The 10623-nt window shown below is 39.6% G+C and carries 9 protein-coding genes; 7 read left to right on the top strand and 2 right to left on the bottom strand.

Annotation, left to right across the window (positions count from 1 at the left end; all coding sequences use genetic code 11):
- The 4 genes from QZ562_RS00405 to QZ562_RS00390 all read left to right on the top strand — a co-directional run.
- The coding region (locus QZ562_RS00405; protein WP_293755407.1) for a sodium/solute symporter at nucleotides 1-1580 on the top strand (1580 nt) is incomplete at its 5' end.
- Nucleotides 1581-1592: 12 nt separating this feature from the next.
- The gene (locus QZ562_RS00400) at nucleotides 1593-2552 is read left to right on the top strand and encodes an ester cyclase (protein ID WP_293755405.1); all 960 of its coding nucleotides are present in this window, start codon (nucleotides 1593-1595) and stop codon (nucleotides 2550-2552) included.
- A gap of 69 nt (nucleotides 2553-2621) precedes the next feature.
- Nucleotides 2622-3722 carry a nuclear transport factor 2 family protein gene (locus QZ562_RS00395; RefSeq protein ID WP_293755403.1) on the top strand — a complete coding sequence of 367 codons (1101 nt, stop codon included), beginning with the start codon at nucleotides 2622-2624 and terminating at the stop codon, nucleotides 3720-3722.
- Nucleotides 3722-4597 (top strand): hypothetical protein, encoded by an 876-nt coding sequence (locus tag QZ562_RS00390; protein ID WP_293755401.1) that lies wholly within the window; start codon nucleotides 3722-3724, stop codon nucleotides 4595-4597. The genes QZ562_RS00395 and QZ562_RS00390 overlap by 1 nt, the downstream gene beginning before the upstream one ends.
- A 522-nt stretch (nucleotides 4598-5119) precedes the next feature.
- Here QZ562_RS00390 and QZ562_RS00385 read toward each other — a convergent pair.
- Together QZ562_RS00385 and QZ562_RS00380 are read right to left on the bottom strand one after the other, a co-directional pair.
- Nucleotides 5120-5386 carry a DUF6356 family protein gene (locus QZ562_RS00385; protein WP_293755399.1) on the bottom strand — a complete coding sequence of 89 codons (267 nt, stop codon included), beginning with the start codon at nucleotides 5384-5386 and terminating at the stop codon, nucleotides 5120-5122.
- A gap of 491 nt (nucleotides 5387-5877) precedes the next feature.
- Nucleotides 5878-6825: a hypothetical protein gene (locus QZ562_RS00380; protein WP_293755397.1), complete on the bottom strand. Its 948-nt coding sequence runs from the start codon at nucleotides 6823-6825 to the stop codon at nucleotides 5878-5880.
- A gap of 259 nt (nucleotides 6826-7084) precedes the next feature.
- Between QZ562_RS00380 and QZ562_RS00375 the strand changes: the two genes are divergently transcribed.
- From QZ562_RS00375 to QZ562_RS00365, 3 genes are read left to right on the top strand one after another with little or no spacing between them, the layout of a single operon-like run.
- Complete coding sequence (locus QZ562_RS00375) at nucleotides 7085-8275, top strand: Gfo/Idh/MocA family oxidoreductase (protein ID WP_293755395.1); 1191 nt, start codon at nucleotides 7085-7087, stop codon at nucleotides 8273-8275.
- A complete protein-coding gene (locus QZ562_RS00370) occupies nucleotides 8272-9327 on the top strand; it encodes a sugar phosphate isomerase/epimerase (protein ID WP_293755393.1) in 1056 nt (351 codons plus the stop codon). Before QZ562_RS00375 ends, QZ562_RS00370 begins: the two co-directional genes overlap by 4 nt.
- 52 nt (nucleotides 9328-9379) lie before the next feature.
- Nucleotides 9380-10612 (top strand): MFS transporter, encoded by a 1233-nt coding sequence (locus QZ562_RS00365; RefSeq protein WP_293755391.1) that lies wholly within the window; start codon nucleotides 9380-9382, stop codon nucleotides 10610-10612.
- Nucleotides 10613-10623 lie beyond the last annotated feature (11 nt).

Here is a 10623-nt window from a genome sequence, read left to right as displayed (position 1 = left end):
TTTTAATAGTATATATAGTTGCAAATTTATTTTTAGGCCTAGTGATAGGTAAAAGAATTAAAACCGATAATGATTTTTATATTGGTCAAAAGACGACACCTTGGTGGGCAATTGGTATTTCTGTGGTCGCCACCTACGTTAGCGCAATGACATTTTTGGGCGCCCCAGCTTGGGCCTATAAAGACGGACTCAGTGTCATCGCTATTCACCTTAATTACCCATTGGTAATAATGATCGTTATTATCTTCTTTTTTCCTTTCTTCTATAACTCAGGCGTAGCATCTATCTATGAGTATCAAGAAAAAAGATTTGGTAAACGCGCTAGGGCCTTAATCTCCTCTATTTGGTTAGTGTCGCAAACTATGTCTTCCGCTGCTGTTCTTTACGCAACTTCTGCAGTATTGAGTTTTATCACTGGTGTCGATGTTATAGCCGCAATATTTATTGTTACCACTATTGCATTGGCTTACACCGTTCTCGGCGGAATTACTGCGGTAATATGGACTGATGTAATTCAGTCGGTCATCTTATTTGCTGGTGCGGGTATTATCTTTTATGCATTACTTAATGAGAGCAGTTTTTCGGTCATGGATTCTCTAGTACAACTTAAAGCCGAAGGCAAACTCAACCCGCTGATCACTGATTGGGACTTTAATGCTACCACCACAGTATGGAGCGGTATTATTGCTATGACGCTCTACCATACAACGGTTTATGGTACTAACCAGATGATGGTTCAAAGAACGTTAGCCGCTAAAAATATAGGCGACGCTAAAAAATCCTATTTACTCATGGGTTTTGCTGCTTTCTTTATCTATTTATTTTTCATAATTTTAGGAGTCCTTTTTTACAGTTATTATCAAGGTAAAACATTTGATAATGAGAACCTTATTATTTTAGAATTTGCAGCTGAATATGGAATGCCAGGTTTAATGGGGCTTATAGCGGCTGCCGTAATGGCTGCATCTATGTCGAGTCTTGACTCAGCCTTCAACTCATTGTCGACTGTTACCACCATTGATTTCTACAAAAAATATTTCAAAAAGGGTGCTCCAGAAGCTCATTATTTAAAAGCATCCAGATTCTTTACGCTATTTTGGGCGTTGCTTATAATATTCCCTGCCATTATGTATCACCTACATAGTTCGGGTTCAATTTTAGAAGTGTTGAGTAAGGTTGGATCCTACTTTGTAGGTGCTCAACTTGGCATGTTTGGACTAGGATTTTTCTCTAAACAAGCGACTGAAAACGGTTTGCTTGTGGGTACTGCTGTTGGGTTTGTAACAGTCGTAGCTGTTGCTATTGGGACAGATGTAGCATGGCCTTGGTATTGTTTAATTGGTGGTGGTGCTAATGTGATTGTCACTATTATTGCGAGTCGTATTATTGATGGCAAACAACATGAATTATCAGAATACACAGTCAAAGGTCAGCAATTAAAGTTTGCTAGAGAAGGATTAGCAGAAAAAGAAAATGGGTGGTATCGCATCCCCGGTAAAGTTGACCGTGTTAACTACTGGTTATTTGCATTCTTCATTTTGACCCTGATTTTTTTATGGTCTATTCAGTACATGGTTTAACAACGGATTATTATGTCAATAATTAATCAATTTTATGATGCTCTTAGGCGCAATTTACCGCTAACTGACATAGTTAGCGAAGATATAACGTTATACGCCTGTGAACCGATGAATAAACTTCACGGCATTGATGCGATAAAGGAACATTATTGGAATGTTTTATCTCAATCATTAGACAACCTCGAACGTAGGCCATTTATTGAATTTGATAGTATTGACAATAATCATAAATGGATAGCCGCTACTGGCTATTTCATAGGTGATTTTGTGAATGATTTACTTGGAATACCTGCCACTAAAAAACCTGTCTATTTAAGATTTACAGAGATGCTGCAGTTGCAAAACGAAAAAATAATCAACTATTATATTATTATAGATTTTTTAGACGTTATGAACCAAGCAGGCGTTAATCCCTTACGAAAAAGCCTCGGGCACGATGGTTTGATGATGCCGCCATCCACTATGGATGGATTAAACCCCGTAGAATCCTATGTTGATCAAAACCAACAATCAGAGCAACTGGTGTTATCTATGCTCGAAGAACTAGGTCGTTTTGACGGTAAATCACTGGTTAGTATGCAGTTAGAAAATTACTGGCATCCAGACTTTATGTGGTATGGGCCTGCAGGCATCGGTACGACTAGAGGCATTAGTGACTTTCGAAAGAATCATCAAGGCCCATTCGTTTTTAGTTTTCCTGACAGAGTGGTTGACCATAAAGCAGCAATCATCAAAAAAGGAAACTATGTTTCAACCGGTGGTTGGCCACATATGCACGGTACACATTTAACTGGAGGCTGGCTAGGACTACCACCTTCAGGAATAAAGCTTGAGCTCAGAGTGATTGATATTTGGCGTAGAGAAAATCATCTTTTAAAAGAAAATTGGGTTGGAATAGACATCATTCATATGTGTAAACAAATGGGCTTAGATGTTTTTGCAATGATGAAAGACGCGTATCACCTTAGATGAGTATCTCTATACAAATAGATACAACTTCAGAGCCATCATCAACGTTAATTATTTATAAACGGTATAACCATGCAACAAAATAATATCACACAAGTATATTGGAAAAACTTACCAGAACTACTGTCACCTCAGGGTAAACCAAACCAATCATTAAAGAACTTTGATCCAGAGTTTATTGATATTGTGGATTATATCATTCGCATTACTCACCGTATCTGGGAACAGAAAAACATCGCGCTGTGTAACGATTATTATGCGGAATATTGTCCCGTACACACACTAGGTGGATACTCTGATGATGTTGCTACCGTAATAAAAAATACATTGTTAACTTTAGCCGCATTTCCTGACCGTACCTTAATTGGTGAAAACGTTGTGTGGCGCGACTTAGGCGAAAATAATGGTTATTACTCATCACATCGCATTACAAGCATAATGACTAATAAAAATCCTTCTGAATTTGGTGCTTCCACGGGTAAAACTGGTCGTGTTACAACCATCGCAGATTGCATCTGTTGCGAAAATAAAATTGTTTATGAATGGTTAATGCGAGATAACAGTTTTCTGGTGAAACAGTTAGGCATCAGCCTTATTGATGCGGCAACACATTTTGCTAACTTGCCCACAAATGAAGATTTTGAAGTATGGCGTGCGCAAGAAATTATCCGAATCAAAGCTCAACAAGCAACGACACATCAGTGGCATACACCATTAGATGATAGTAGTGAAAAATTTGCTCAGTTTTGGGTGAACACACTTTTCAATAAAAAAGCCCTCGGTGAAGTCAAAAATATTTATCATAAAAACGCTAAGTTACAATGGCCGGGAGGCGTAGAAGCGGTGGGTATTCCTGCTATCAGAGGGGTATTTATTCAATGGCTAGCACAGAGCCCTGAAGCGTCAGCAACTTGCGACCATATTAGTGTTGTTCCCTTTGAAGATGACGCCACAGACATTGCAATTCGTTGGTCAGTAGCCGGCACGTTTACACCTAAAAATGAACAGTTCTCTAGGTACACAGGGCAATGTTTTTTTGTAATGGCAGCAACACATATGCGAATAATAAATGGTAAAATTAGCGAAGAATGGACAGTGTTTGATGAAGTTGCAGCTTATGCAAACATGATCAGAGATTACAACAACAGCGATGCTAACCAGGGAGGTGAATAATGTTAGATATGCTGATTAAAACATTCACTCAAGGCGATGTAGCCAGTTTCAAAACAAGTTTGTTGCACTCCTCATTCTGGTCTCAACACAATACTAAAATGTTTGGAGAAGATAAGCTAACCTCTGTGCCATTAACTTGGTTGACGTCTGCAGGCCGTTGTCAAGTGTCGCAAAGCTTAGTTGTGCAGCAAGCTAATATCTCAGTTATACACTTAAAATTTAAAATACAAGATTACGATTTACCAATAAATTATACATTTTGGCTGCAAAATAATGGTGTTGTCATCAAATCCGTACATGCCATTATTGATACATTGCAACTCGCTATTGCCAAAAATATCCCTGTAGATGAAATAACGTTATCTTTACCAGAACCCGATCCATTAGTGATCCCTGATTATGATCAGCAAGATAACTTGCAGGGAGAATTTGCACTACCTTCTTGTCTTATTCCAGGGCCGTGTTCACTCAATGTTTTATTAGATTCTTGGTGGACGATTTGGGGCAACTCGCAACTATCGACCATTGATAACGTCTATACAGAAAAATCTGATATTTCTTTACCTGGATCTTTTCAACAAAAAAAACGTGGTGACATATTTGAGTTTGTGTTGTTCATCAAGTCAAAATTAACGCGTGTTTTTTGTCAATTAGAGGATGTTGTGATTGAGGGTAACAACGCAGCAGTAAAATGGTTTATTGATGGTGATGAACGTGGGCAAAAAATAAGACTACCACTCATTACTATCTTAAAAACAGATGCTGAACATATCACCTCTGAAATAATCACCTGCGACATTTTAGCCTTTAATAAACGCTATAATCATTCAAAAATTTTTGAGGTGTCGACAGTGTCAGAACTTTTTGACAAGTAGCTAAATAGTGCAAATCAACATCTAAACTCTGTTGCTTTGTGATATGTCGGAGTCGCAGCTAGTTTGCGGCTCTATGTCGACAAAGAATTATCCTCAGAGACGTTGATAACCTCCTCCAAGAGGTATATTAACTTCTACGGTGATTCTGAATTTGTTTATGGGAAGAAAAATTTGTATCAATATGACGTCACTATTTGAAACAGGTCAATTGAAGAAATTAAAGACAATTTAGCGCCTCGCTAAAAGGCTACGTGACGCAAAAACACAGCTTAGTAAATCAAGTTCACAATCGCTGTCCGCAACATCTAAAATCGTAATATTGAACATACTTTTTATTAGTCGCCAAGAGCTAGATTAACAACAAAACAAAATTTCACCTGTGAGCTGCACAAATCTTTCTGTTTTTAGTCGTTGTTAAAAACACCTCATTTTCTCAGAACACATATCAAAGAAGCCAGCAGACCGACAGAATATTCATAACTCAGTAGTTTGTTTACTATTCTTTTCCTTATATGTATTAAACTAGATCATGTATTCTATGGAACCCTCGGACTGGGTATTCGAGGTTACCTCACTGCTACCTTTGACCCTAAAAGTGACCATCTTTACATGTAACTCTGTAATAGCTTTACTACCTGTTTTAATGCACAGCCCCGGCACTAAAGCATGAATAAAACAGGCAATTGCTGCTTTAAAAAGTTTCATTGAAAAACTCATTGCAGTAAAAAAGTGTTGTATGTAAGTTTCGTTGACAGACTTTGGATGGTTAATAAATAGTTTTTTAAACATGCTTGTTTCCTATTGCTAAGCGTAACTGACTAAATTAGCTTTATCACTCAGTGTGAGTAAAAATGCCTACTCGGGTAAGGACGGATAAGTTTTGGCGCAAATATCTTAAAAATAATTTTGCACATTGATTATCGCGACCTTGTTCTTTATGAAAATTAGTTGGATTCAGGCGAAACACCATAAGCGTTCAATAACTAAACGTCTACCACAAATATCTGGAACATTGGTACTGCCCAATATTCTAGGCTCTGATTTCTACAACAACAAAAAACGCTTGGTTAGGCTTGGGTATTGACTGAGTCATTGCCCATGAGCATGGCAAAGTGTTATATGCGTTATTATGTGAATGCTGTCAAAATGATATATTGGGTCAAGGACAAAGCCGTTGTCATGTTAAATTCTATTTACCTGTGTAATAACTCTCTGATGATCCCCGCATATCGAGGGTTTTGTTACCTTAAAGTGGTGTTTCATTAAATAAAAAATCGGAATTATAACGAACAAACTAGCGCGATTTTACTATTATTTGAGTTTGTAGCCAGGCGGGTTACCCCTTTAGGACACACATCAGAAACGTCAGCAAATGTCTGCCAACCTTTATCAGTATTGGTTTTATCCCACTGCATCAATATACTATCCACTGCTGCGATAGCATAACCGTTTCCAGCCCAAGCATAATAGTAGGCTCCGCTAGGCAAAGTGGTCAGCCGTTCAATCTGGCCTGTTTCAGGGTGATAACTTTTTAACTGCCACTGAATATCCTCCCCTTTACCAATAGACGCGGTATAGCTCATCAATGACGAAAGAGGTATTGCGAATAAACTTGGACCAATATTTTCATCTAACACCTGGCTAGTCTGTGTTTGTATATCAACCAGTTGTAACGTGTTTGGTTCTCCCAAAACAAATAACATCACCCGATTACTATCTACCCATGCATGATACCCAACTGGGTTAATATTAGTTAGTAACTCACTTGCAAGCTCAGAAAACTGCTTTTCAGGGTTCAATGGGTAACGCCAAAGTTTTTGTTTATTATCGGCAGCCCGAATGACAGAAAAGCTTTTACCCGCAGGCATCAGTGTGGGTGAATATTCACTTTCTATCGAATTAGTTAGATTTGAAACCTGTCCGGTCTTAAGTGAGACAAATATGCTATCTGTTTGTTCGGCCATTTGTACTCTTTTTTGCCCATCTTTTTGCCCATCTTTTTGCCCGTCTTTTTTGCTTGTTAGTGCAGCAGTATAAAGTAGTGAATCTCCATCAGGCATGAACAAGGGCTGGTTATCATATTCTGATCTTTTGGTGAGGGCTTTAAGATGACTCACCTTAAGTCGATTATCATGAAGCTCTACATCACCCACATAAATATCAAACCCCGGCATCTTTGCTGATGCCGAGAAGATCATTACGCTTAACAAACCAGTCATTAATTTCATATCTGTCCTTTAGCCGTCAAGCATTAGTGTAATCGTATTTTATCTTAACCTTAACTTTATTGAAAATGAGCACCCTACTGTTACTAACCATCTTTAAAATAGAGTTTTAGAGATGTCACCTGAACATAGCACGCCGAATTTATTGCATTTAATTGCCGAATTTATCTTAGGTTATAAAGGCCTCTATAAGCTAGCATGATTAACATAATATTAACTTTTAGTTTTTGTTAAAGCTATGTAATAGATAACCGGTGACACCATGAAACAGTCTAAAAAAGTAAGAATGGGAATGGTCGGCGGCGGTAAAGATGCTTTTATTGGTGCAGTGCATCGAATGGCAGCCAATCTAGATGGCAATATTGAATTAGTGTGCGGCGCTTTCAGTTCAGATCCAGCTAAAAGTATATTCTCTGGTCAAAGCTTATATTTACCCGCAACACGCTGTTACGCTGAATATACACAAATGTTCGCCGAAGAAGCGAAATTACCCGAAACCGAAAGGATGCAATTTGTCTCTATAGTTACGCCCAATCATTTGCATTTTCCAATTGCTAAAGCGGCACTAGAGGCAGGATTTCATGTGCTTAGCGATAAGCCCGCTACCTTCACACTTCAAGAAGCATTAGATCTAGCTGATGTATTAAAAACATCAGGTCAACTTTATGGACTCACACACACTTACAACGGTTACCCTTTAATCAAACAAGCCAAACACTTAGTCGCGACCGGGGCTTTGGGAAAAATCAAGAAAGTAGTAGTGGAATATAGCCAAGATTGGTTAGCTAATAAAGATGATGAAATTAGCAAACAAGCACAGTGGCGTGTAGATCCATTAAGAGCAGGCGTAAGTTGCTGTATGGGCGACATTGGGGTTCACGCTGCAAATTTGGCTGAATATGTGACAGGTGCAGATATTTCAGCCATGTGCGCAGATTTAAACGCCATAGTCGATGGCCGTCAACTTGACGACGATGGCACCGTATTATTACGCTTTAATAATGGAGCTCGTGGGATATTAATGTCTAGTCAGATAGCGATAGGCGAGGAAAATAACCTGCGTTTACGGGTCTATGGAGACGCAGCAAGTATCGATTGGTCACAAATGGAACCTAATAGTTTATGGCTTAGGTCTAACACCCAATCTACCCAATTGATCCGAACTGGAGTAGGCGACTTTTGCCCCGCGGCACAGTCAGCGATGCGCGTACCTGCAGGGCATCCTGAAGGTTACTTAGAGGCCTTCGCCAATATTTATCAAAATTTCGCAAAACAGATCCGAGCGTTTGAACAAGGTTTACCATGCTCAAATGCAACATTCGACGTACCCGGTATTGATGAAGCAATCCGCGGCATGGCCTTTATTGAAAACACAGTGAAATTTAGCCAATCAGCCATAAAATGGCATGACTTCGAAATATCTCCCTCAACCGTTTCAGGAGTAGCCGAATGAAACAAATCAAAGGCCCAGGCATATTTCTTGCACAATTTACCAGCGATGAAAAACCGTTTAATTCTTTTCCTGAAATTTGTCATTGGGCGGCAGGATTAGGTTTCAAAGGTATCCAAGTTCCCTCATGGGAAGGTCGATTGTTTAACTTAGAAACGGCAGCAAACAGCCAAGACTATTGCGATGAAATCAAGGGCATTGCCAGTGAAGCGGGGCTAGAAATTACCGAACTTTCTACCCATCTTCAAGGCCAGTTGGTAGCTGTGAACCCTACTTATGATCAGATGTTTGACGGTTTTGCACCTAAACATGTACAAAATAATCCTAAAGCCCGGACTGAATGGGCTATTCAACAAATGATGTATGCTGCTAAAGCCAGTCAAAACTTGGGTTTAAAAGGTCACGCCACTTTTTCTGGCGCTTTATTGTGGCAGACCATCTATCCATGGCCTCAGCGCCCCGCAGGTTTGGTTGAACAAGGCTTTACAGAGTTAGCAAAACGTTGGCTACCTATTTTGAATGCTTTTGATGAAGCCGGCGTAGATGTTTGTTACGAGTTACACCCAGGTGAAGATTTACATGACGGTGTGACTTTTGAACGCTTCTTAGAAGCAGTCGGTAATCATCCACGTGCCAATATTTTGTATGACCCTAGCCATTTTGTTTTGCAACAACTCGATTACCTTGCCTTTATCGATATTTATCATGAGCGTATTAAAGCCTTTCATGTAAAAGATGCTGAATTTACTCCTAATGGGAGAAGTGGTGTATATGGAGGCTATCAAGCTTGGATAGATAGGCCGGGACGCTTCCGCTCTCTAGGCGACGGTCAAATCGACTTCAAAGCTATCTTCAGCAAAATGACCCAATATGATTTTGATGGTTGGGCCGTGATGGAATGGGAATGTTGCATTAAACATCCACAAGATGGTGCCGCAGAAGGCGCTAAATTTATTAGTGAACACCTGATTAGACCAACCGATAAAGCCTTTGATGATTTTGCTGGTGTAGCGCACGACATTGAAATGAATAATAAGATCCTGGGTTTAAAATGAGACTTTTAATATGAGACTATCAATATGAGACTATCAATATGAGACTATCAATATGAATAGCACCGCAGAGTTTACTGAAGCTCAAGCAAAAAGAGTATTTTTGGTTAGTTGCATAGCACTGACCGTTACCTCAATGACTTTTGCTATCCGTGCTGGGATCATCGGGGACTTAGGCATTCAGTATGGCCTTACCACAGTTCAAATGGGATGGATTTTAGGTATGGGAACCTTTGGATTCCCAGTGGCAACTATGTTGGGCGGGATTTTATATAATGCTATCGGGGCTAAGAAAATAGTCTGGTTTGCCTTTGCTGGTCACCTCATTGGCATAGGCTTAACTATTAGTTCAAATAGTTTTTGGGGTTTAATAATTTCCACATTTTTGGTTAGTTTTGCTAATGGTTTAGTCGAAGCAGGATGTAACCCCATGATTGCTGATTTATACCCAAAAAACAAAACCACCATGCTCAACAAGTTTCACGTTTGGTTTCCCGGTGGTTTGGTCATCGGTTCGCTCATTTCAGCAGGCATGACCTCCATAAATTTGGGATGGGAATTACAAGTTGCAGTCATTATTATTCCAACATTAATTTACGGCGTACTGATGCTGGGATGTGTTTTTCCGGAGTTTGATAAAATAGCTAACTCTACGTCTAACAATATTAAACATTTATTTTCACCTATGTATTTATTTTTAATTTTTTGCATGACCCTAACAGCCACCAGCGAACTAGGCACTAGCTCTTGGATAAATCAAATACTCGGTGCGTCTGGCGCGCACCCAATGCTGATATTGGCCTTAGTCACAGGTATCATGGCGGTTGGTCGTTTCTATGCTGGCCCCTTGGTTCATCGCTTTGCTCCTGCAGGTGTATTACTTATTTCCGCCATTCTGACCTCTTTCGGTTTATTCCTGATGATCCAACTTCAAGGCACTGCTGTGTACTTCGCAGCGGTAGTATTTGCACTTGGCGTAACTTATTTTTGGCCAACGATGATTGGTTGCGTGGGTGAATACGTGCCTAAGTCTGGTGCCTTGGGTATGTCGCTGATGGGTGGTGCAGGTATGTTGTCCGTCACAATTTGGAGTCCAATTATCGGCAGCTGGATTGAAAGTGCAGCTACCGAAGCTGAAGCTATCGGATTAACGGGCAACGATCTAGCTCTTGCATCTGGCCAAGCAGCTTTGAGTAATTTAGTGATATTCCCGCTAATTTTGATTGCTGCATTTACAGGGTTTTATTGGTTCATGCGGAAAAAACAGACTCAAACAGCGACCCTTTAATCAAAGAATCA

The sequence above is a fragment of the uncultured Paraglaciecola sp. genome (genome assembly GCF_913058035.1).
Lineage (GTDB): Bacteria > Pseudomonadota > Gammaproteobacteria > Enterobacterales > Alteromonadaceae > Paraglaciecola.
The sequence above is the reverse complement of the archived record's forward strand: the minus strand, read 5'-3'. Positions and strand labels throughout refer to the sequence as shown.